Raw genomic sequence first — 23,031 nt, forward strand, 5'->3', positions numbered from 1 at the left:
CATGACCAAAAGCGCCGACACGCACTGCCCTTACTGCGCCCTGCAGTGCGCCATGACGCTCACAACCCCTGCGGTACTGACCCCGGCTTCCGAGCCGGGGTCAGTCCCCGTGCCGGCTGAATCCGCTGCGCTGGCCGCTGCGGACGCCACCCTGAAGGCCCCCCTCCTCGAAGCGCCCCTCGACGTCCAAGGACGGGACTTCCCCACCAACCGCGGCGGACTCTGCCGCAAAGGCTGGACCTCAGCCACCCTCCTCAACCACCCTGGACGGGTCACCGAACCCCTGCTCAAGGGGGCCGACGGCGTCCACCGCCCCATCGGCTGGGACCAGGCCCTGGCGCTGGTCACCACCGCCGTGAAGGACACGCAGGCACGCTACGGCAAGGACGCCGTCGGTGTTTTCGGCGGCGGTGGCCTCACCAACGAGAAGGCCTACATGCTGGGCAAGTTCGCCCGCCTGGCCCTGGGCACCTCACGCATCGACTACAACGGCCGCTTCTGCATGTCCTCCGCAGCGGCCGCCGGGATGCGCGCCTTCGGCCTGGACCGCGGCCTCCCGTTTCCGCTGGCAGACCTGGACGCCGCCAGCACCATCATGATGCTCGGCTCCAACGTGGCAGAAACCATGCCGCCGTTTGTGCAACACCTCCAGGGCGCCCGCGACGCCGGCGGACTGATCGTGGTGGATCCCCGCCGTTCTGCCACGGCAAAGTTCACGGCCGACGGCGGCGGCCTCCACCTCCAGCCCCTTCCGGGCACGGACCTCACCCTCCTGCTGGGGCTCTCGCACGTGATCATCCACGAGGGCCTGGCAGACGAAGAATTCATTGCGGCACGCACCACCGGCTACGCGGCAGTGGTACGCAGCGTCAACGCGTTCTGGCCCGAACGGGTCCAGTCCCTCACCGGCGTCCCCGCGGAGCTCATCCGCGAAACCGCCCGCAGGCTCGCCGACGGCGCGGGCAAGGGCGGCAGCTACATCCTCACCGGACGCGGTGTGGAACAGCACGTGGACGGCACGGACACCGCTACCGCCGCGATCAACCTCAGCCTCCTGCTGGGCCTGCCCGGCTCGCGCCGCAGCGGCTACGGCACCCTCACCGGCCAGGGCAACGGCCAGGGCGGGCGCGAGCACGGCCAGAAGGCCGACCAGCTCCCCGGCTACCGTAAGATCACTGACCCCGCCGCCCGCGCCCACATGGCCGGCGTCTGGGGCGTCCCGGAGGAAACCATTCCCGGGCCGGGACTGCCCGCGGTCCAGTTGCTGAAGTCGCTGGGACAGCCCGGCGGCGTCCGGTGCCTTTTTGTGCACGCCTCCAACATCGCGGTGGCCTCCCCCGATGCAAATGCCGTCATCGCCGGGCTCCGCAGCCTGGACTTCCTGGTGGTCTGCGACTTCTTTATGTCCGAGACGGCCGCCGAAGCCGACCTCATCCTCCCGGTCCTGCAGTGGGCCGAAGAGGAAGGCACGCTCACCAACCTGGAGGGACGCGTCCTCCGCCGCCGCCGGGCCCTGCAGCCGCCCGCGGGCGCACGCAGCGAACTGTGGATCATGGCCCGGCTCGCAGAAGCGCTCGGGGCCCCGTCCACGTACAGCGAAGATCCGGAAACAGTCTTTGAAGAACTGCGCCTGGCCTCGGCCGGCGGGCACGCCGACTACTCCGGCATTGACTACGCCATGCTTGACCGCGGCGAAGCCGCCTACTGGCCCTACCCCGTGGGGAGCACCGGCACGCCCCGGCTGTTCCTGGACGCGTTCGCCCACGCCGGCGGCAAGGCGGTCATGACCCCGGTGACACCCCGCCGTCGTCGTACGCCGGCCGGACCCCCCGTTGGGGACGCCACAGCCCCGGCCGCAAAAACCATGACCCTCATTACCGGCCGCCTCCTGGAGCACTACCAGTCCGGAGCGCAGACCCGGCGGGTGTCCGAGCTGTTGGCCAGCCAGCCCGAGGCGAGATTGCAGATCCACCCCGCCGCCGCGGCTGTCATGGGCATCACCGAAGGTGCGTTTGTCTCGGTGGCCAATGAACGCGGCGAGGTGTTCTGCCGGGCGGAGCTCAGCACGGCGATCCGGCCCGAGACCGTCTTCCTGCCGTTCCATTTTCCGGAACTCGAAAGCGCCAACCGCCTCACCGAGGCGGCAACGGATCCCATTTCCGGGATGCCCGAATTCAAGTTCAACAAGGTGTGGGTCCGTGCGGTCGCAACCGGACTTCAGAACAGTGTTCTTCAGACATCGGAGGCCTCATGAGTGAGCAGATTGTCATTGTTGGTTTCGGCCCCGTGGCTGCCCGCCTGATCGATGAACTGCTGCCCGCGGTCCGCGACGGGCACGTCAGCCTCACCGTCGTGGGCGAGGAAGCCGAGGCCGCGTACAACCGTGTGCTGGTGGCCGACCTCGGCGTTGGACGCACCACTGCCGATGCCCTGGCCCTCTCCGACGCCGCAGCCCTGGCCGCGGATGGCGTGGACGTCCGGCTCGGCGTGCGGGTCCGCCGCGTGGACCGGGCCCGCCAGCAGGTGATCCTCACCGACGGCACCACAGCCCACTACGAGCGGCTGGTCTTCGCCACCGGTTCCCGGCCCGTCATCCCCAACCTGACCGGCATCAACCCGGATCCCGCCTCCCCCGTCCTCCCTTCGGGCGTTACGGCGCTCCGGGATCTCCGCGACGCTTCGGTATTGCGCGCAGCGGTCGACGGCGGCAAGCGTGTTGTGGTGCTGGGCGGCGGCGTCCTGGGCCTCGAGACAGCCCTTGCGGCTGCCGAGGAAGGCGCCACCGTCACGGTGGTGCACAACGGGCCGCACCCGCTGGGGCGCAACATCGACCGGGGCGGCGGCGCGGTCCTCGCGGCCAGCCTGCGCCGGTGCGGCGTCCGGATGGCCGGCAACGCCCGGTCCACCGGGGTGGAGCACAATGCGCCCGACGGCGGATTCTCGGCACTGCTGCTCAATGACGGTTCGGCGATCGACGGCGATCTCCTGGTCCTTTCCTGCGGCGTCCGTCCCCGGACCGAGCTGGCCGAAGGCTGCGGCCTGTCGGTTGGCGCTGGGATCCTGGTGGACCACCGGCTACGGGCCCACCATGAGCCGCACATCTTCGCGATCGGCGACTGCGCCGAGGTCCGTTGCCCGGATCCGGCCTGCGGCGAATGCCGCACGGCGAAGGGCCCGTCCGGCCTGGTGGGTCCCGGGTGGCGGCAGGCCGAATGGCTGGCCGAATACCTGACCATGCTGGCCACCAGCACGCAGGAAGAGGCCGACACGCTGCAGGAGCTGCCCCAGGAACAGGCCGGCGTGATTGTGCTGAAGGCCCGTGGCATGAACATGGCTGTGGCCGGCGACAACGGTGCCGAGCCGTGGGATGAAGACGTGCTCACCGCCGGCGCCGTGAACGGCCGGGCGCGCCTTCAGATCGCCCAGTGGGCCGATCCCGAACACGGCCGCTACGTGAAGATGACCACCCGCGGCGGAGTGCTGGAAGGCCTGGTGGCCGTGGGCATGCCGCGGACCGCCGCCGAGCTGGTGGGACTGTTTGAACGCGGCGCGGAACTGCCGGCCGACAGGTCCCTGCTGCTCCGGCTCGACGGCCCGGACCAGCTGGCCGCATCCGGTCCCGCCGATCCGGCCGGCACCGTATGCCGCTGCGCCGGAGTCAGCGGCGCCAAGATCCAGGGTGCCGTGGCGGAAGGCTGCTCCACGGTGGCCGAGGTGTCCAAGGCAACCCGCGCCGGCACCGGCTGCGGCGGCTGCCACGAGGACATCAAGGGGCTCATCGAAAAACACTTCCAGGCGGCTCCCGCCGCCTGAAAATACCGGTGGTTGAGCCCGCCCTCCCGCCCAAGCAACTCGCGTTTAACGTCGTCATGAGCGCTCATAACGACGTTAACTGCGACCTACATGGGTTAGGGCGAAGGAAGTCCCGGCTACGCGGGGGCCTTCGGGATCATGATCCACAGGGCAATGTAGACCAGCTCGCCGATCCCCACCAGGCCAAAGATCACAAAGCCGAGCCTGACCAGGAACTTCGGGATCCCGAATCGGGCTGACAGTGCGGCGCAGACGCCGCCGATGATTTTTCCGCGGCGTGGCCGCTCAAGTGCTGTAGTCATGCGGCCACGCTACCGCAACTCAATTACATGCGGACGTGCAGGCGCCGGGCGGCTTCCGAGATGGACCCGCTCAGTGACGGATAGACGGTAAAGGTGCTGGCGACGTCGTCGACGTGGAGCTTCTGCGTGACCGCAAGGGAGATGGCGAAGATCAGCTCGGAAGCGTTCGGCCCCACCACAACACCGCCAATCACGGTGCCCGAGCCCTTACGCGCGAAGATTTTGACGAAGCCGTCCTTGTGGTTGCGCATTTTGGCGCGGGCATTGCTTTTGAGCGAGAGCTTGACGATGTCGCCCTGGTATTTGCCGGACTGGATCTCGGCCTCGGAGACCCCCACATTCGCGATCTCGGGTGAGGTGAAGATGTTGGACGCCACCTGGTGAAGCTTGAGCGGCATAACGCTGTCGCCCAGGAAGTGGGCAATCGCGATCCTGCCCTGCATGGCGGCCACTGAGGCCAGGGCCAGCACCCCGGTGCAGTCGCCGGCGGCGTAGATGTTGGGCGCGGTGGTGCGGGAGACGCCGTCGACCTTGACATGGCCGCTCTCGGTGAGGGCCACGCCGGCAGCTTCGAGGCCTATGCCCGCGGTGTTCGGGATGGAGCCCACGCAGACCAGGCAGTGGCTGCCCGTGACTTTCGATCCGTCACCCAAGGTGACCACCACGCCGTCGTCGGTACGTTCAACGGTCTCAGCACGGGCACGGGACAGGACGCGGACGCCGCGGCGCTCGAAGACTTCCTCCAGCACCTCCGCGGCGTCGGTGTCCGAACCGGGGAGCACCCTGTCGCGGCTGGAAATGAGCGTGACCTTGGAGCCCAGGCCGTTGTAGGCGGAGGCGAACTCGGCACCGGTCACGCCGGACCCCACCACAATGAGTTCCTCGGGAAGCTCGTCGAGGTTGTAGATCTGCGCCCAGTTCAGGATGCGTTCGCCGTCCGGCCGCGCGGTGGGCAGCTCACGGGGGTGTGCGCCGACGGCCAGCAGGATGGTGTCAGCTTCCACGATTTCGGTGCCGTCAGCGGTCACGACTTCGATGGTGTGGCTGTCCAGGAGCTTGCCCGAACCCAGCAGGATGCGGACGTTCTGGTGTTCCAGACCGGTGGTGATGTCTCGGGACTGCTGGCGGGCAAGGCCCAGGAGACGGTCGTTGATGTGCTTGAGATCTGCCCGCATCACGGGCACAAAGTCGCCGCCGTCGACGTCGAACTTCACTCCCAGTTCCCCGGCCTCACCGACGCGGGTCATCAGGTCCGCGGTGGCGATCAGGGTTTTGGAAGGCACGACGTCGGTCAGCACGGCGGAGCCGCCCATGCCTGCGCGTTCGATGATGGTGACCTGCGCCCCCAGTGAGGCAGCGACCATGGCGGCTTCGTATCCGCCGGGGCCACCTCCGAGGATTGCGATCCGGGGTGAGCTGAAATCAGGGTGCGTAGTCACAAACAACCATTCTCGCGTATCTGCGCAGGGACCACCAACAAAGAGTGCTCCGTCACGGTGCCGTCCGCGGCCCGGCGCGACGCTGCTGCCACTGTGCACAGCGGCACCGGCACGATAACTTGTACCAGTGAGTAATACAGACTTCCAGAACTCGGACCCTTTCGCCGCCGCGCGCTCCGCCGCTGAGTACATCGCGCAGGAGACCGGGGTTGACAATCACGACGTCGCGCTCGTCCTGGGCTCAGGTTGGGCCGAAGCCGCCGACCTCATCGGCGAGACCACAGCCACCCTGACCGCCGACGCTGTCCCGGGCTTCCATGCCCCCGCGGTCGAAGGGCACGTGGGCACCATCCGCTCCGTCCTGACCAAAGAGGGCAAACGCGCACTGGTCCTGGGCGCACGGACGCACTACTACGAGGGCAAAGGCGTCCGCGCCGTGGTCCACGGCATCCGCACCGCTGCCGCTGCCGGCTGCAAAACCCTGGTCCTCACCAACGGCTGCGGCGGGCTGAACGAAAGCTGGACGCCGGGCACCCCGGTCCTCATCAAAGATCACATCAACCTCACCGCCACGTCCCCGCTGGAAGGCGCAACGTTCGTTGATCTGACGGATCTGTACAGCTCCCGCATCCGTGCCCTCGCCCGTGAAGTTGACTCCTCGCTGGAGGAAGGCGTCTATGCCCAGTTCAGCGGACCCCATTACGAAACGCCGGCCGAAGTCCAGTACGCCAAGCGGATCGGCGCGGACCTGGTGGGCATGTCCACCGCATTGGAAGCGATCGCCGGCCGGCACGCAGGCATGGAAGTGTTCGGAATTTCGCTGGTCACCAACCTCGCAGCCGGCATCAGTGCTATGCCCCTCAGTCACCAGGAAGTCATCGAATCCGGCCAGGCCGCCGGACCTCGGATTTCCAAACTGCTGGCTGGGATCATCGCCAAGCTTTAGGACAACGCGGGGTCACGTATCGCCCGTCAGAGGCTTTCCCATGGGCGTCTAGTGACCCCGCGTTGCTGTAGGGCGGGTCAGGTTCGCGGACCGACGAGGCGCAGGACGGTGGACTCCCGGGCATCGGGAAAGCGGCGCTCGATGGACTGGGCAATCCCGGCGATGCTCTGCCGGGACAGCTCAGTCCGCCAGGTGACTTCGGCATGGCGCATGGTCTGCGAAATAAGGCACGTGCGGGCGTAGTCGGCGTCCATGCTCCCGCCCGGGGCGTCCTTGGCGATGCCTTCGCACCGGAAGGCATGGTCATTTCCTTCGATGGCCAGGACCACATCAAGGACGGAAATCCGGTCCGGTCGCCTGGCCAGCGAGAAGCCGCCCCGCGGGCCTGATACGGAGGTCAGGATCCCGGCCCGCACCAGGGCCTGGAGCTGTTTGTTCAGGTACGCGGCGGGAAGCTTGTAGAACTCGGCCAGCCGTGCGCTGCTGACGGCCTCCCCCGGCGGGGTCCAGGACATGTTGACGCAGCTATGCAGCCCCCACTCAACGCCCTGCCCCAGTTTCATATTCGCGACATTACTTGTCCAGAAAATTTCCTGCAAGGATTTCGCTGCTTTCCGCTGTCACAGGCGAGTGTTCCGGCACCGTTCCTGAAGCAATGACGATAGCGTTGACCGCATGACGTCCTCCGATGCCGCCTCCTTGTTCAGCCGCGCCCGCGAATGGGCGGCCAAAGATCCGGATCCCGCCACAGCCGCAGAGCTCACCGAACTGCTGCAACTCGCGGAAGAGGGCTCACCTGCAGCGTCGCAGGAACTGGCCGACAGCTTCAGCGGCACGCTGCAGTTCGGCACCGCAGGCCTCCGCGCCGCCCTGGGCGCCGGGCCGAACCGGATGAACCGCGTGGTGGTGCGCCGCGCCGCCGCCGGCCTCGCCGACTTCCTCGTAGATGCGGTGGGCAAGGCTGCCCCCGGGACCCGGCCACGCGCCGTCGTCGGCTATGACGCCCGCCATAACTCGGACATCTTCGCCGAGGAAACGGCGGCCATCTTCACCGCCGCCGGGATTGAAACCTTCCTGATGCCGTCCGCACTGCCCACCCCGCTGCTCGCTTTCGCCGTCCGGGCCCTCGATTGCGACGGCGGTGTGATGGTGACGGCAAGCCACAATCCCCCGCAGGACAACGGATACAAGGTGTACCTGGGCCGCCATGCAGTGGAGGGCAGCGGCCGCGGAGCGCAGATCGTGGCGCCCCACGACGCCCGGATCGCCGCGCGGATCGATGCAGTGGGCGCACTGGAATCCATCACCCTTGCCGCGGACGGCTGGACGGTCCTGGAGCCGTCAGTTGCGGCGGAGTATGAACGCGCGACGGCGGCACTCGCCGATGCGGCCCGCTTCCCGTCCCGCGACCTGCGGATTGTCCTGACGCCCATGCACGGCGTCGGCGGCGAGACTGCGGTGGCGGTGCTGAATGCTGCCGGCTTTGCCGATGTCACGCTGGTGGCCGAACAGGCTGAGCCGGATCCCGACTTTCCCACGGTGAACTTTCCGAATCCGGAGGAGCCAGGGGCTCTGGACCTGGCCCTCGAGACTGCGGCCCGTGTGGACGCCGATATTGTCCTGGCCAACGATCCGGATGCGGACCGCGTTGCAGTGGCGGCGAAGGATCCTTACACCGGCGCGTGGCGGATGCTGCGCGGCGACGAGGTGGGCGCGCTGCTGGGGGCACACATCGTGGCCCGGCTGGAACCCGGCACTGACCAAGCGCCAGGCATTGCGGATGAAGCAGCCAGCGGTGAAGGGGCCGGCGTCTTCGCCAATTCGATTGTGTCCTCGCGCCTGCTCTCCCGCATCGCCGCCGCGGCCGGCTACGCGCATGAGGAAACGCTGACCGGATTTAAGTGGATTTCCCGGGTGCCCGGGCTGGTCTACGGCTACGAGGAAGCACTGGGCTACTGCGTTGCACCGGACCTGGTCCGGGACAAGGACGGGATCTCTGCCGCTGTCCTCATCGCGGAAATGGCTGCCGCCGCCAAGGCGGACGGGAAAACCGTCTTCGATACCCTGGACGAGCTCTACCTTCAGCACGGGCTGCACGCCGGCGACCAGCTGAGCATCCGGGTGGCGGATCTGGGCCTGCTGGACGCCATGATGAACCGGCTCCGGGTGAGCCCGCCCGATTCGTTCGGTTCGTCCGCCGTTGAGACTTTTGTAGACCTGGCCGAAGGGAGCGAGCACCTGCCGCCCACCGATGGCCTGCTGTATCTGACCCGGGACGAGACCCGGGTCATCATCCGGCCCAGCGGCACCGAGCCCAAGCTCAAGTGCTACCTGGAAGTCATCCTCCCGGTTGAGTCAGCGGCCGAGCTGCCGGAAGCCCGGCAGGCAGCCCGGACAGCCCTGGACACGGTGCTCGACGATGTCCGCGAGGCCCTCGGGCTCTGACTGGTCGTTAGACCGCGACCTCGATGAAACCGTCGGAAATGCGGGTGCTGAACGTTTCCAGGCGCACCGCGGCGGTTCCGAAGCATTCGCCGGTCTCCAGGTCGTAGACCTCTTTGTGCAGCGGCGAAGCGATGGTGGGTCGTGTGCCGCGTGAACCCAGAATGCCGCGGGCCATCACGTGGGCGCCGGTGGCCGGATCTTCGTGGGCCACGGCAAAAACCTCACTGGGGCCGGTCCGGAAAAGTGCCACCTGGCGGCCTTCAATGAGTGCTGCTTCGCCCCAGGCAAGCTCAAGCTCGTCCACGGCGCAGACCCGGTGCCAAGTCGCGGTGTCGGCGGCGAGCGCCCCAAGTTCCAGTGTTGCCGTCATGTCCGGCTCCTCTCCCCGTGCTTGATTGGCCACCTTTATGGCCGTACCAAACAACTTAGGCAACGGGTGTTTCAAAGGCGTGCAGTGAATGTGTCCGGCGCGTAAAAGAGACCTCACCCGATCGGAAACGCGTTCGTGATGCAGAAGTTAAGCCTACGAAACATAAGGGAAACTGAAGCGAAACTGCGACTACCTAGTCTGAATGCATACCTCGTCAGAGAAGGTCGCAGAATTCCGTCTGCGGCCCATGCGAAAGGCCCACAGTGACCGAACAGACTTCAAGCACAGAGAACACGCGCCGCATCGTCGTCGCCGGTGGCGGCCCCGCCGCCCACCGCTTCGCCGATGCCATGCATTCCCGTGGCCTCGAAGGCTGGCACGTCACGGTCCTCACGGAGGAAGCCCACCTGCCCTATGACCGGGTAGCGCTCTCCAAGGCCCTCACGGACACCGATGTCGACCTGACGCTGGGGTCCGCGTCGATGTGGGACCACGCTTCCCTTGAACTGAAGACCGGCGAGCGTGTGGTCAAGATCAATGCCGGGGCAAAAACGGTTGAGACCGCCGCCGGCAACACCTTCGAATACGACGACCTGGTGGTCGCAACCGGCTCGAATGCCGCCCGCCTGCCCATCCCCGGCAACGAGCTCACCCACGTCTACCGCACGCTCGAAGACGTCTGGGCCATCAACAAGTCCATCACCGAGCTCACGGAAAAGCTCGGACGCAAGGTCAATGCCGTCACCATCGGTGGCGGCCTCCTCGGGCTCGAATCGGCCGCCGGCACGGAGCAGCTCGGCGCCAACCCGATCGTTATCGACGGTTCGCAGTGGCTGATGGCCACCCAGCTGGATGAAGGCGCGGGCCAGGCAATGGGCCGGCTCATCAAGGCCAAGGGCTTTGCAGTCCACGGCGGCGTCTTCCCCTCGGAAGTCCTGTCCGACGACGAGGGCCAGGTGACGGGTGTCCTTATGGCCGACGGCCGCATCATCGATGCAGACATGGTGATCGTAGCCATCGGCGTCCGGCCCCGCGACGAACTCTTCCGCGCCGCCGAGGGCGACGAACAGGTGTTCAGCCTGGGCCAGCGTGGCGGTGTGGTCATCGACGACTCCTGCGCCACCGAGGTCGACGGAATCTGGGCCATCGGCGAGGTGGCCAACTTCGAAGGCATGTGCCTTGGCCTCGTTGCCCCTGCCAACACCATGGCAGAGATCGTGGCCGACCGCCTGCACGGCGGCGAGGCCACCTTCCCCGGTTTCGACACTGCCACCAAGCTGAAGCTCTCCGGTGTGGACGTAGCCAGCTTCGGCGACGGCTTCGCCAAGACAGAGCACTCGCTCGAAATCGTTTACGCCGACCCCGCCCGCGGTGTCTACCAAAAAATCGTCACGACCGACGATGCCAAGACCCTCCTGGGCGGCATCTTTGTGGGCGACGCCAGCCCCTACACCAGCCTCCGCCCGCTCCTGGGCCGCGAACTCAGCGCCGAGCCCGGCGCGTACCTCTCGGCAGCGGGCGGCGGTGAAGCGCCGGACACCGAACTCCCGGACGACGCCATCCTGTGCTCCTGCAACAACGTGTCCGCGGGCACCATCCGCGACACCGTCAACGGCTGCGGCGCCTGCGACGGCAACGCCCCCGTCCAGGAACTGGGCGAGCTCAAGGGCTGCACCCGCGCCGGCACCAGCTGCGGATCCTGCGTGCCAATGCTCAAGAAGCTGCTGGAAACCGAGCTCACCAAGTCCGGCGTCGAGGTCTCCAAGGCCCTCTGCGAGCACATCGAGCTCTCCCGCCAGGAACTCTTCGACGCCATCCGCGTCCTGGAACTGACCTCCTTCGAAGAGATCATGGCCAAGTACGGCACCGGCGCCGGCTGCGACATCTGCAAGCCCACCATCGCCAACATCCTGGCCAGCCAGAACAGCGCCTACGTGCTGGACGCCGGCCGCGGCACCCTGCAGGACACCAACGACCGTGCCCTCGCCAACATGCAGAAGGACGGCACCTACTCGGTGGTCCCCCGCATCGCCGGCGGCGAGATCACTCCGAAGAAGCTCGGCGTCATCGCCGCCGTGGCCGAAAAGTACAACCTGTACACCAAGATCACCGGCGGGCAGCGGATCGACATGTTCGGCGCCCGGCTCGAAGAGCTCCCGGAAATCTGGAAGGAACTGGTGGACGCCGGCTTCGAATCCGGCCAGGCGTACGGCAAGAGCCTGCGCACCGTGAAGTCCTGTGTTGGTTCCACCTGGTGCCGCTTCGGTGTCCAGGATTCGGTGGCCATGGCCATCCAGCTGGAGCTCCGCTACCGCGGCCTCCGCAGCCCGCACAAGCTCAAGATGGGCGTCTCCGGCTGCGCCCGCGAATGCGCCGAGGCCCGCGGCAAGGACGTCGGCGTGATCGCCACGGCCGACGGCTGGAACCTCTACGTCGGCGGCAACGGCGGTGCCACCCCGGCCCACGCCCAGCTGCTGGCCAAGGACCTCGACGACGAAACCCTGCTCAAGTACATCGACCGCTACTTTATGTACTACATCCGCACGGCGGACCGCCTGCAGCGCACCGCACGCTGGCAGGAAGAGCTCGACGGCGGCATCAAGCACGTCGAGGACGTGGTGGTCAAGGACACCCTGGGCATCGCCGAGGAACTTGAAGCCGCCATGGCCAAGCACGTTGACACCTACGTGGACGAGTGGGCAGACACGCTGAAGGACCCCGAGCGCCTGCGCCGGTTCCGTTCCTTCGTGAACGCCCCCGACCAGAAGGATGACTCCATCACCTTCGTCTCCGACGAGCGTGGCCAGATGCGCCCTGCCACTCCGGAAGAAAAAGGCAAGGTCCTGATCGGCGCCTCCATCCCCATGCGGCCCCGCGACGAGAACGAGGTATAGCCATGCAGCTCAGCATTGATCTCACCGGCCGCGAAGTCCTGGTCACCGGTTCCGACCACGCCGCCCGCCAGGCGGTTCGCCGCTACGAAGCCGCGGGCGCCGTCGTCTACCGCCTCAGCACCCCAGCGGGTGCACCGCAGGACGGCCCCCTCCCCGAGCGTCCGTTCCTGGTCGCAGCGGTCGACGACGGCCAGCCCGGCTGGGAGTCCCTCCTCGAGCGCTGCACCGCCACCGGCATTCCGGTGGCGGCCGAGCCGGCCGCCGGTCCCGTCGGCCACGTCACCCTGGTGGGCGGTGGACCCGGCACCACCGAACTGCTGACTGTGGCCGCCGTAAAGGCCCTCCGCGATGCGGACGTGGTGTTCTTCGACCGGCTGGCTCCCTGCCAGGACCTGCCGGACCTGACCTCGGCCGAACTGGTGGATGTGGGCAAGAAGCCCGGCCACCACAAGGTGGGCCAGGCCGACATCGAGAAGCTGATGGTCGCCGCTGCCCTGGACGGCAACAACGTGGTCCGGCTCAAGGGCGGCGACCCGTACGTCTTCGGCCGCGGCGGCGAGGAAGTCGCCGCCTGTGTGGCGGCGGGCGTACCCGTCCGTGTCATCTCGGGTGTCACCAGCGCGATCTCCGTGCCGGCGGCCGCCGGCATCCCCGTCACGCACCGCGAGGTCAGCCACATGTTCACCGTGGTCTCCGGCCACGCGCCGCTGACCGAAAAGGAACACACGCACCTGGTCGGGCTGGGCGGCACCATTGTGGTCCTGATGGGCATCGGCACCCTGCACCAGCTCGCGGCCGGACTCCGCAAAGCCGGCATGCGCCCCGACATGCCCATGGCCGTCGTCGAACGCGGTTACCGCCCCGGCCAGCGCACCACCATCGCGGACCTGGGCACCATCACCTCCGCCGCTGCCGGGTGCAGCAATCCCGCTGTGCTGGTCATCGGCGAGGTGGTTCGCGTGGCGGAAGCCAACCGCGGGCATGCTGAGGCCGCCGCCGACCTCGACCGGCTGGCGGCCTCGCTGCTCGGTTCATGAAAGGATTGACCCCCATGAACGCACTGGCACCAGCTGAACCCCCCCAGCTTGAAGCGACGTCCGGGCCGGAGGCTGCGGACTCCCCGCTGGAGGGCTTCCGCATCGGAGTCACCTCGCACCGGCGCTCCCGGGACCTCATCGAGGCACTGGAACGCCGCGGCGCGGAAGTACTGCACGCGCCGGCGCTCAAGATCGCCCCGGTGCAGGAGGACATCCGCCTCATCGAGGACACCAAGGCCATCATCGACGCACGCCCGGACCTGTGCATCGCCACCACGGCGTACGGCATGCGCCGCTGGTGCGAAGCCGCCGATTCCTTTGGGATCGGTGAGCAGCTGCTGGAAACCCTCGGGGCGTGCCGGATGTTTGTCCGGGGCCCCAAAGCCCGCGGCGCCGTCCGCGCGGCCGGACTCGCCGACGTCGGAATCAGCAGCGACGAAACCACCGCGACGCTGGTGGATATGCTGCTCGCCGAAGGCGTGCGCGGCAAGACCGTGGCCGTGCAGCTGCACGGCTACACGGACGTCCGGCAGCTGGAACGCCTGCGGATGTCCGGCGCCACGGTCCTGACGGTCACCCCCTACCGCTGGGTAAAGCCCGACGGCGAAGACCGGCTTCCGCGCCTCATCGAGGCTGTGTGCAGCGGCAACCTTGACGTGCTCACCTTCACCAGCGCCCCCGCCGTTGACGCCGTGTGGAGTACAGCCCACGAAATGGGCGTCTACAAGCAACTCATCGAAAGCCTCAAGACCAACGTCACCACGGCAGTGGTGGGGCCCGTCACGGCCCAGCCCCTGCTCGACGCCGGTATCTCGCCGCTCGTTCCGGAACGGTTCCGGATGGGCGCCCTCATCCGGCTGGTGTGCGAGCACCTCGCCCTGAACCATGTGCGGCGGCTGGACACCGCGTCCGGCAACCTTGAGCTGCGCGGCCGCAGCCTGCGGGTCGACGGGGCGCAGGTTGAGCTGGCGCCTGCGCCGCTGCTGCTGCTGCGTGCCCTCCTGGGGGCCGGTGGGGCCGTGCTTTCCCGCGAATCGCTGTCGGAGCTGCTCGAGCTGAAGGGCTCGGTCCACGCCCTGGACATGACCGTCAGCCGCTTGCGGTCATCACTGCCGGACGGCCGTCTGGTGGAGACGGTGGTCAAGCGGGGTTACCGGATCCGCGTCTAGGGACGCGGGCTCCGGCCGCCTTTGTGTCAGTCCGGAGCGCAGGGAGAGGTGCGTCACAGGCTTTGTTACCGGCCGGTAAACGCTGGCGAACAAAGGGTGTTTTCCCAGCAACAGCGGGGAAACACGCCTGAAAAGCCCGCCGCCTACGCTGGGATTCATCACGAAGTCCCGGCCGCTCCAGCGGCCGCCAGCGAAAGGGCCAGCACATGTCCGCTCCGGCACCGTCCACCTCAGTTTCCCCGGCCCCGCGCATCGTCATTGCCGGGGCAGGGCCCGCCGCGCAGGCGCTGGTCCGCCAGTTGGCCGGTGCACGCTTCCGCGGCACGGTCACGGTCCTCAGCAACCGGGACGACGCTCCCGCCGAACTCCTGGAGCTCGCGGAACTGCCTCAGGTATCAGTCCGCTTTGGCCAGCCAGCCAGCTTCATCGACGCGGAGAACCGCTCCGTCACCACCGCCGACGGCATGGAACTCAGCTATGACGAGCTTGTCATCGCCACCGGATCAGCGCCCGTCGCGTCCCCCGTGGCGGGCGCCGGCCGTTGCCTGACCTACTCCACAATCGACGACGCCGCCCGGATCGGCGACGCCGTCAGGGAAGTGACGCGTGAACTGGGCCGGCGGCCGCTGGGGATCCTCGTGGGAACCGGCGCGGCAGCGGGCCAGGCCGAAGCGGTGCTGCGGGCCCGCGGCGTCAGGCCCATCCGCACAACGGTCCGGCCGGCCGCCGTGGTGCACTCCATCGCCGGCTCGGGCCTGACCGCTTCCGGGGTTGTCTTCGAGGACGGCAGCAGCATGAACGGCGACCTGGTTGTCCTGGCCGAAGAGCGGGTTGCCCGCGATGGACTCGCCGCCAGCGCCGGACTCGCCACCGCCCCCCACGGCGGAATCGCCATCAGCAAGGACTTCAGGACATCGGCCTCCGGCATCTGGGCGATTGGTGACGCCGCAGCGTTCGACGGCGTCCGGCTGGGACTGCTGGTCGCCGCGGCCTCTGCCGCCGGAGCCTGCGCCGCGCAGCTGGTGACGGCTACATCAGCGGCCGAAGGTGTGGCGGCGGGTGCGGCGGAACAGCGCGTTGCCGTGGCTGCCTGACCTGCTGCTGAAGGCAACGCGGGGTCACATCCCGCCCAATGCGGAGCGTTCTTTGGGTCGGATGTGACCCCGCGTTGCTGTGGCAAGATGGTCACCAGAACAGCCATGGACGCCTAGGCGTTTGCGGCCCACAAGGCCCCTTGGAAAGGACCATCCTGATGAGCAACGAAGCCATTCCCGCGACCGGCAACATCGCTTCCTACATCGACCACACACTGCTCAAGCCTGAGGCCAGCGAAGCTGAGATCCTCAAAGTGTGTGCCGAGGCCGCCGAGTACCATTTCAAGTCAGTCTGCGTTAATCCCGTCTGGGTCAAGACCGTCAAGACCGCCCTCAAGGGGTCCGGGGTTCTGACCTGCTCGGTGGTCGGGTTCCCGCTGGGGGCGATTCCCACCGATGTCAAGACCTTTGAAGCCCGCGGAGCCGTCCTGGACGGCGCCGACGAGGTCGACATGGTCATCAACATCGCCGCTGCCCGTGCCGGCGACAAAGGCGCCCTGGTCGAGGACATCGCCTCAGTCGCGGAAGCGGTGCACGCCAGCGGCGCCATCCTGAAGGTCATCATCGAAACCTCATTGCTCAGCGATGACCAGAAGGTCCTTGCCTGCCAGGCATCCGTTGAAGCGGGCGCGGACTTCGTCAAGACGTCCACGGGGTTCAACGGCGGGGGTGCCACGGCCGAGGACATCGCCCTGATGCGGCGCACCGTCGGCCCCGATCTCGGCGTCAAGGCGTCCGGTGGCGTACGTTCCCTGGCCGACGCGCAGGCTATGATTGCTGCAGGTGCAACACGTATTGGTGCCAGCTCCGGCATTGCCATCGTCAAGGGTGAACAGGGTTCATCCGGCTACTGACGCCGGCCCGGAGCCGCCACAGTTTGAGCCCCGCGGGGCCGAGGAGGAAAAAATGTCCAGCAAGACCACCGAGTCCGGCAACGCCACGGTACAGACCCCCCAGAACGAGAACAGCCTCCTGGGCAGCATCCTTCTGTTTGTCCCCATGATGGCGCTGTTCCTGGGCTCCATCTACTCCCTGTCCTTCCTCACGCTCGGCAACCCGTGGCCGATGGCCGTCTGCCTGGGCCTGTTCTTCCTAGCGTTCTGGATCCCGCAGACCATCACGGGCCGCTCCGATTCAGCCGGCGGCAAGTAACACCCGCTACTAAGAGCAACGCGGGGTCACTTAATGCCCGTCCCTCGGGATGGTTTGGGCAGTAAGTGACCCCGCGTTGGTTTGTTTAAGGGTGGATGACGTTGCCGAGTGCCGTGAGGACGGCCGGCCATTGTGCCTTCGCCAAAGACCAGGCCGCTACGCACATGCCCACCATCGCGTAGGCGCTCACCGGGATCAGCACCAGCCACTCGCGCCGGGAACCTGCGCGGCCCAGCAGCGGCAGGGAAAAGGCGCCGTTGGCTTTCCAGACGTCGTTGAGCACCGGCAGCTTCCGGAGGAACTTCGGTGGCTTGATGACGATCGGCCAGAGCAACGGAACGCCCCCGGTGGTGATCATGTCCCCCACGATGTGGACCACCACCCCGGTCAGCATCGAAACGGGCAGCCAGGTCCACTGCTCCGGCGCGAACCAGGTCACCAGTCCGGCCATGGCCAGGGCAAAGATCCAGTTGCTGATAAATCCGGACTTGGGAAACAGCTTCAGCGCCTTGGCCGCAATGTTGATCATGAACATGCACAGCAGGCCGGCACCCACGGACAGCAGGCCCCAGTCCGTCTGCAGCTGGAACCGCCCGGCCATCATGGCCAGCAGCACAAAGAACGCCGCACCGAGCACCGAGTGGGTGCCTTGCCGGTGCCCACCGCTGGCGTTCTCAATACCCACGGCGATCACATTGGACAGCGGCGGCAGCGAGTTGGCTACGGTGCTGTGGCGGTGGTCCCAGTCGCACACGAGCGCCGTCCCCGCCGTCGCCATCCCGCCGATGAGGATTCCCGTGGCGTCCAGCGGATACCAGCCCAGTGTGTACGGCCCCGTTGAGGCAATAGCTACCCACGCCGCGGCCCCCGACGCGGCGTGATGTCCTCCCATCAAGCTCTAACCCCTTGCTGCCGGAGCGGCGAGTTGTGCGTCGGAGAAGATGTTGCGGATGACGCCGTTGGCCCATTCCAGGATTTCGGCGTCCTGCAGGTCGCGGCCGCCGATCCTCGCCGTCTTGGGCTTCGGAATCAGCACCGCGTCCAGGGCGGGCTTGGACTGGGACCCCGGGTACATCCGGGTCAGACGCATCAGTTTCGACTCCGGCAGCTGCGCCGGCGAGAACTTGATGAAGTTCCCCTGCAGCGCGACGTCGGACAGGCCGGCTTCTCGGGCACCCACCCGGAAGCGGGCCACGGCGATGAGGTTCTGGACCGGCAGCGGCGGCTCGCCGTAGCGGTCCACAAGCTCGGCCAGGACCTCCTCGATGGCCTCATACGTCAACGCGGAGGCCAGCTTGCGGTAGGCCTCCAGGCGGAGCCGCTCCCCCGGCACATAATCGTGCGGGAGGTGGGCGTTGACCGGCAGCTCGATCTTCATTTCAGCGGCCTTTTCCTCGGCGTCGCCGCGGAAGTCGGCAACCGCCTCACCCACGAGGCGGATGTAAAGGTCGAAGCCGACGCCCTGGATGTGGCCTGACTGCTCGCCGCCCAGCAGGTTGCCGGCGCCACGGATTTCGAGGTCCTTCATGGCCAGCTGCATTCCGGCGCCGAGCTCGTTGTGGGTGGCCACGGCCTTGAGCCGTTCCAGGGCCACCTCGCCCAGGGGCTTCTCGGACGGGTACAGGAAGTAGGCATAGGCGCGTTCACGGCCGCGGCCCACCCGCCCGCGTAGCTGGTGCAGCTGGGAGAGGCCGTACTTGTCCGCGCCGTCCACGATCAGGGTGTTGGCGTTGGAGATGTCCAGGCCGGTCTCGATGATGGTGGTGCATACCAGTACGTCAAAGCGCTTTTCCCAGAAGTCCACGATAATCTGCTCCAGCCGGCTCTCGGACATCTGCCCGTGCGCCACCTCAACACGTGCTTCCGGAACCAGTTCACGGATCTTCGCGGCCGTCCGGTCGATGGTGGAAACCCGGTTGTGCACAAAGAACATCTGGCCTTCGCGCATGAGCTCACGCCGGATGGCCGCCGAGGTCTGCTTGTCCGTGTACGGGCCCACGTAGGTGAGGACGGGGTGGCGTTCCTCCGGCGGGGTGGCCAGCGTGGACGTTTCCCGGATGCCGGTCAACGACATCTCCAGGGTGCGCGGAATCGGGGTGGCGCTCATGGCCAGCACGTCCACGTTGGTCCGCATTTTCTTCAGTGCTTCCTTGTGCTCCACACCGAAGCGCTGCTCCTCGTCCACGATCACCAGGCCGAGGTCCTTGAACGCGAAGTCCTTGGAGAGCAGGCGGTGCGTGCCGATGACGACGTCAACGGAGCCGCTCTTGACGCCCTCAACGGTCTCTTTGGTTTCCTTGGTCCCCTGGAACCGCGACAGGGCTTTGACCCGCAAGGGGAACCCGGAGAAGCGCTCGGTGAACGTTTCGAAGTGCTGCTGGGCGAGCAGGGTGGTGGGCACCAGGATCGCCACCTGCTTCCCGTCCTGGACCGCTTTGAAGGCGGCCCGGACGGCGATCTCGGTCTTGCCGTAGCCCACGTCGCCGGACACCAGGCGGTCCATGGGGATCTCCCGCTCCATGTCCGCCTTGACCTCGTTAATGGTGGTCAGCTGGTCCGGCGTCTCCACATACGGGAAGGCCTCCTCCAGCTCACGCTGCCACGGAGTGTCCGGCCCGAAGGCATGGCCCTTTGAGGCCATCCGCGCGGAGTACAGCCGGATGAGCTCGCCGGCGATCTCCTTGACGGCCTTGCGTGCCTTGGACTTGGTGCTGGCCCAGTCGGAGCCGCCCATCTTGCTGAGCACCGGGGTATCGCCGCCGACGTAGCGGGTCACCTGGTCCAGCTGGTCGGTGGGGACAAACAGCCGGTCCCCGGGGGCGCCGCGCTTGGACGGGGCGTATTCCAGGACCAGGTATTCGCGGACGCCGTCTCCGCCGCCGGCCACCTTGCGCTGGATGAGTTCGATGAAGCGGCCAATGCCGTGCTGTTCGTGGACCACGGAATCGCCGTTGACCAGCTGCAACGGGTCCACGGCGTTCCGCCGCTTGGACGGCATGCGCCGCATGTCCTTGGTGGAGCCCGCGGAGGTCCGTCCCAGAAGGTCCGCTTCGGTCAGCAGCCCCAGCTTGAGGCTGTCCAGGACAAAACCGCGTCCGACGGCGGCAGTGGTCACCTCGATGATGCCCGCCTGCGGCTCCTTCTCAAGGGTGTCCACCCGGGCGCAGGGGATGTCGGCGTCGTGGAACAGTTCCGCCAGGCGCTGCGCCGGGCCGGGACCCTCCGTGGCCACCACGATCCGCCACTGGTCCCGGACGTGGGAGCCGATGAAGGCCATCATCTCCGCCACATCACCCTGGTACCCGCGCGGTTCGCGGGCGCGGAGGTTCAGGACGTCAATCTCGGGCAGCAGCTCCTCGTCAGTGGCCAGCGACGTGATGGACCACCAGGACACCTCGTGCTCCAGCGAGAAGCTCCGCGTTTCGGCCAGGGAACGGAAGCTGGCTGAGTGCAACGCTGCCGACGCCTGAGAACTGAGGTCCAGCGGAGCCGTGCCGCCATCCGAGGCCGTGGACCAGGCTGCTTCCAGGAACTCCTCGTTGGTGGCCGCAAGATCATGTGCGCGCCGGCGGACCTTTTCCGGTTCAATGATCACCGAGATGGACCCGGCGGGCAGCTGCTCCACGAACGGGACCATGGCGTCCACCAGTACCGGGGCCAGGGATTCCATCCCTTCCACCGCGATGCCGCCGGCGATCTTCTCCAGCATGTCCGCGGCCGCGGGAAGCTGCGCCTTCAGGGTGGCCGCGCGGGACATCACCGACGGCGTGATGAGGATTTCGCGGCAGGGCGGGGCATGCAGCTCGGCGGGGTGGTGCACCCCGGGCGCCGACAGCGAGCGCTGGTCGGCCACCGCAAACCAGCGCATCTGGTCCACCTCGTCGCCGAAGAACTCCACACGGATGGGATGGTCCTCGGTGGGCGGGAAGACGTCGATGATGCCGCCGCGGACGGCAAACTCGCCCCGGCGGGTGACCATGTCCACGCGTGCGTAGGCGGCATCGGCAAGGCTCCGCACCACGCTGGAAAACGGCATGTCCTGTCCCACCTTCAGGGTGACCGGAAGCAGGTCACCCAGCCCGGCGACGATCGGCTGGACCACCGCGCGCACCGGCGCCACCACCACACGCAGCCGGCCCGCCGTCGAACTTTCCGGGTGCGCCAGGCGGCGCAGGACGGACAGCCGGCGGCCCACCGTGTCGGAGCGGGGCGAGAGCCGTTCGTGCGGCAGGGTTTCCCAGCTGGGGAACTCGGCCACTGAATCGGCCGGCAGGTAAGCGCGCAGGGCCGCTGTCAGATCCTCCGCTTCGCGTCCCGTAGCGGTGACCGCCAGCACCACAGGAGGGAGCCCGACGTCAGAAGTTCCTTCGTCGGCGCCGGCGTCCAGGCCATCTGCCATTTCGGCCAACAGGATGGCTCGGAGTCCGGCCGGCGCGCTGATCTGGTAGTCCTGGCCCCGGACGTCAAAACCCCTGGCCGCCTCCGCCTGGACCCGCGCGAACGTCTGGTCTTCTGCCAGGACACGGCGCAGTCCGGTCAGTGACGGACCACCGTTGGACGGGCCAGGATGGGACGGGCCAGTGGGGCTCATGGCGGAAACTCCTGTGGGTTCATGGGATCGCAGGCAACACGAAAGCCCGAAATTCACTTCGAATCCCGGGTCATCCCAGCCTACCCCTGCCCCGGGGCCCGCCGGGCACCCCGTTGCTAAGCTTGCTGAGGAAGCGCGCCTGTTGAGCGCCCCCTTTTGCCGGCCCGAGGAGGTCTCAGTGACCGATAGCAACAGCCCGAGCGACGCTCGCCCCACCCTCGCACCGGGGACGGTGCGGACCGTTCTGGTGACCGGCGCCACCGGCTACATCGGCGGCCGTCTGGTCCCCCGGCTGCTGGAGGCCGGGCACACCGTCAAGGTCCTGGTCAGGACCCCGGCAAAGATCGCTGGCGTGCCGTGGCTGGGCAAGGTTGAGGTCATCGAGAGCAGTCTCGACGACGGCGGAGCCCTGGAGCAGGCGCTGGCCGGCGTCGACGTGCTCTACTACCTGGTCCACTCCATGGCCTCCGGCGCCGGCTTCGAGTACAAGGAAAAGGCCATGGTGGAAACGGCCGCCACAGCTGCCGCCGCGGCCGGTGTAGGCCGGATCGTCTACCTGGGCGGCCTGCACCCGGCCAACGTGGAACTGTCCACCCACATGCGGTCCCGGGAAGCCGTGGGAAAGGTGTTCCTGGACAGCGCGGTGGATTCGGTGGTCTTCCAGGCCGGGGTGGTCATCGGCTCCGGGTCCGCGTCCTTCGAAATGATCCGCCACCTGTCCGAAACGCTTCCGCTGATGCCGGCCCCGAGCTGGGTGCGCAACAAGATCGAGGCGATCGCCGTCCGGGACGTGCTGCACTACCTTGTGGGCGCCGCATCCTTGGACGGGCCCGTCAACCGCACCTTCGACATCGGCTGCCGGCAGGTCCTGAGCTACGCAGGCATGATGAAGGAATACGCCGCCGAGGCCGGGCTGCCCTACCGGGTGGTGCTGGCTCTGCCCATTCCCGCCCCGAAGCTCGCCGGCATGTGGGTGGCCCTGACCACGCCCATCCCGCTGTCCATGTCACTCCCGCTCGTCGAGTCGCTGCAGCACGATGCCGTGTCCCGCGAGCACGACATCGACGCCCATATCCCGGTGCCAGCAGGCGGCCTGACCCCGTATCGGCGGGCCGTTGCCCTCGCCCTGGACAAGGAGCGTGACGGCCAGGTGGAAACCACCTGGTCAAATGCCGGGGCCGACGCCGATCCGCTGCCCAGCGACCCGGACTGGGCAGGCCACACGGTCTATGTCGATGAGCGGACCTTCCGCGGCAATGTTGATCCGGCCCATGTGTGGACCATCATCGAAGGAATCGGCGGCCGGAACGGCTGGTACTCCCTGCCGCTGGCATGGCGCGTACGTGGCTGGCTGGACAAGCTCACCGGCGGTGCGGGCCTGCTGCGGGGACGCCGGCACCCCGGCACACTGGCCTCGGGCGAAGTGGTGGACTGGTGGCGTGTGGAACGGATCGAGCGCGGAAAACTGTTGCGCCTCCGCGCGGAGATGCGCGCCCCCGGCCGCGCTTGGCTTGAACTGTCCGTGGAACCTGACGGGACGGGCAGCCGCTACCGGCAGCGGGCCATTTTCTTTCCCAAGGGCCTCAGTGGAAAGCTCTACTGGCTTGCCGTGTTGCCCTTCCACAGCCTCATATTTCCGGCGATGGCACGGAACATCACCACGGCGGCGCAGAAAATCGCCGACGCCGACAACGCGGAGGCCGGTTCCAACAACACGCAAGGCTCCCCGTAGGATGTGGGGAGCAAAAAGCGTTCTGACCTACACATCACCAATGGAGG

17 protein-coding genes are annotated in these 23,031 nt (G+C 67.4%); 11 read left to right on the forward strand and 6 right to left on the reverse strand.

Annotated elements, in window-relative coordinates; genetic code table 11:
* Nucleotide 1: 1 nt before the first annotated feature.
* Both NFC73_RS04100 and NFC73_RS04105 read left to right on the forward strand, forming a co-directional pair.
* The gene (locus NFC73_RS04100; RefSeq protein ID WP_254747833.1) at nt 2-2,254 is read left to right on the forward strand and encodes a molybdopterin oxidoreductase family protein; all 2,253 of its coding nucleotides are present in this window, start codon (nt 2-4) and stop codon (nt 2,252-2,254) included.
* Nucleotides 2,251-3,813 (forward strand): FAD-dependent oxidoreductase, encoded by a 1,563-nt coding sequence (locus tag NFC73_RS04105; protein ID WP_254747835.1) that lies wholly within the window; start codon nt 2,251-2,253, stop codon nt 3,811-3,813. The genes NFC73_RS04100 and NFC73_RS04105 overlap by 4 nt, the downstream gene beginning before the upstream one ends.
* A gap of 116 nt (nt 3,814-3,929) precedes the next feature.
* Here NFC73_RS04105 and NFC73_RS04110 read toward each other — a convergent pair whose 3' ends face one another.
* Nucleotides 3,930-4,115 (reverse strand): PspC domain-containing protein, encoded by a 186-nt coding sequence (locus tag NFC73_RS04110; protein WP_056348113.1) that lies wholly within the window; start codon nt 4,113-4,115, stop codon nt 3,930-3,932.
* 23 nt (nt 4,116-4,138) lie between these two features.
* Nucleotides 4,139-5,554 carry an NAD(P)H-quinone dehydrogenase gene (locus NFC73_RS04115; protein ID WP_254747837.1) on the reverse strand — a complete coding sequence of 472 codons (1,416 nt, stop codon included), beginning with the start codon at nt 5,552-5,554 and terminating at the stop codon, nt 4,139-4,141.
* A 127-nt stretch (nt 5,555-5,681) separates the two neighbouring features.
* Between NFC73_RS04115 and NFC73_RS04120 the strand changes: the two genes are divergently transcribed.
* Nucleotides 5,682-6,500: a purine-nucleoside phosphorylase gene (locus tag NFC73_RS04120; RefSeq protein ID WP_254747839.1), complete on the forward strand. Its 819-nt coding sequence runs from the start codon at nt 5,682-5,684 to the stop codon at nt 6,498-6,500.
* A 77-nt stretch (nt 6,501-6,577) separates the two neighbouring features.
* Here the strand turns inward: NFC73_RS04120 and NFC73_RS04125 are convergent, their stop codons facing one another.
* Nucleotides 6,578-7,063: an RrF2 family transcriptional regulator gene (locus tag NFC73_RS04125; protein ID WP_254747841.1), complete on the reverse strand. Its 486-nt coding sequence runs from the start codon at nt 7,061-7,063 to the stop codon at nt 6,578-6,580.
* Nucleotides 7,064-7,175: 112 nt separating this feature from the next.
* On the opposite strand from NFC73_RS04125, the gene NFC73_RS04130 reads away from it, so the two are divergent.
* Nucleotides 7,176-8,945 (forward strand): phospho-sugar mutase, encoded by a 1,770-nt coding sequence (locus tag NFC73_RS04130; protein ID WP_254747843.1) that lies wholly within the window; start codon nt 7,176-7,178, stop codon nt 8,943-8,945.
* Nucleotides 8,946-8,952: 7 nt separating this feature from the next.
* On the opposite strand, the gene nirD is transcribed toward NFC73_RS04130, so the two are convergent.
* Nucleotides 8,953-9,315 carry a nitrite reductase small subunit NirD gene (gene nirD / locus NFC73_RS04135; protein WP_104061033.1) on the reverse strand — a complete coding sequence of 121 codons (363 nt, stop codon included), beginning with the start codon at nt 9,313-9,315 and terminating at the stop codon, nt 8,953-8,955.
* A gap of 263 nt (nt 9,316-9,578) precedes the next feature.
* On the opposite strand from nirD, the gene nirB reads away from it, so the two are divergent.
* From nirB to NFC73_RS04165, 6 genes are all read left to right on the forward strand, one after another.
* The gene (gene nirB / locus NFC73_RS04140) at nt 9,579-12,209 is read left to right on the forward strand and encodes a nitrite reductase large subunit NirB (protein ID WP_254747845.1); all 2,631 of its coding nucleotides are present in this window, start codon (nt 9,579-9,581) and stop codon (nt 12,207-12,209) included.
* A gap of 2 nt (nt 12,210-12,211) precedes the next feature.
* Nucleotides 12,212-13,246: a uroporphyrinogen-III C-methyltransferase gene (cobA, locus tag NFC73_RS04145; protein WP_254747847.1), complete on the forward strand. Its 1,035-nt coding sequence runs from the start codon at nt 12,212-12,214 to the stop codon at nt 13,244-13,246.
* Between the two features lie 14 nt (nt 13,247-13,260).
* Nucleotides 13,261-14,415, forward strand: coding sequence for a uroporphyrinogen-III synthase (locus NFC73_RS04150; protein WP_254747849.1), 1,155 nt, complete (start codon nt 13,261-13,263; stop codon nt 14,413-14,415).
* Nucleotides 14,416-14,621: 206 nt separating this feature from the next.
* Nucleotides 14,622-15,509 carry an FAD-dependent oxidoreductase gene (locus NFC73_RS04155; protein ID WP_254747851.1) on the forward strand — a complete coding sequence of 296 codons (888 nt, stop codon included), beginning with the start codon at nt 14,622-14,624 and terminating at the stop codon, nt 15,507-15,509.
* A 158-nt stretch (nt 15,510-15,667) separates the two neighbouring features.
* Nucleotides 15,668-16,363 carry a deoxyribose-phosphate aldolase gene (gene deoC, locus NFC73_RS04160; protein ID WP_254747853.1) on the forward strand — a complete coding sequence of 232 codons (696 nt, stop codon included), beginning with the start codon at nt 15,668-15,670 and terminating at the stop codon, nt 16,361-16,363.
* A gap of 52 nt (nt 16,364-16,415) precedes the next feature.
* Nucleotides 16,416-16,661, forward strand: coding sequence for a hypothetical protein (locus NFC73_RS04165; protein ID WP_254747855.1), 246 nt, complete (start codon nt 16,416-16,418; stop codon nt 16,659-16,661).
* Nucleotides 16,662-16,746: 85 nt separating this feature from the next.
* Here NFC73_RS04165 and NFC73_RS04170 read toward each other — a convergent pair whose 3' ends face one another.
* Together NFC73_RS04170 and mfd are read right to left on the reverse strand one after the other, a co-directional pair.
* Nucleotides 16,747-17,553 carry a metal-dependent hydrolase gene (locus NFC73_RS04170; protein WP_254747857.1) on the reverse strand — a complete coding sequence of 269 codons (807 nt, stop codon included), beginning with the start codon at nt 17,551-17,553 and terminating at the stop codon, nt 16,747-16,749.
* A gap of 6 nt (nt 17,554-17,559) precedes the next feature.
* Nucleotides 17,560-21,252, reverse strand: coding sequence for a transcription-repair coupling factor (gene mfd, locus NFC73_RS04175; RefSeq protein ID WP_254747859.1), 3,693 nt, complete (start codon nt 21,250-21,252; stop codon nt 17,560-17,562).
* A 178-nt stretch (nt 21,253-21,430) separates the two neighbouring features.
* On the opposite strand from mfd, the gene NFC73_RS04180 reads away from it, so the two are divergent.
* Nucleotides 21,431-22,984, forward strand: a complete 1,554-nt coding sequence (locus tag NFC73_RS04180; protein WP_254747861.1) for an SDR family oxidoreductase — start codon at nt 21,431-21,433, stop codon at nt 22,982-22,984.
* Nucleotides 22,985-23,031: the final 47 nt, after the last annotated feature.

This window comes from Pseudarthrobacter humi (genome assembly GCF_024294965.1).
Lineage (GTDB): Bacteria > Actinomycetota > Actinomycetes > Actinomycetales > Micrococcaceae > Arthrobacter > Arthrobacter humi.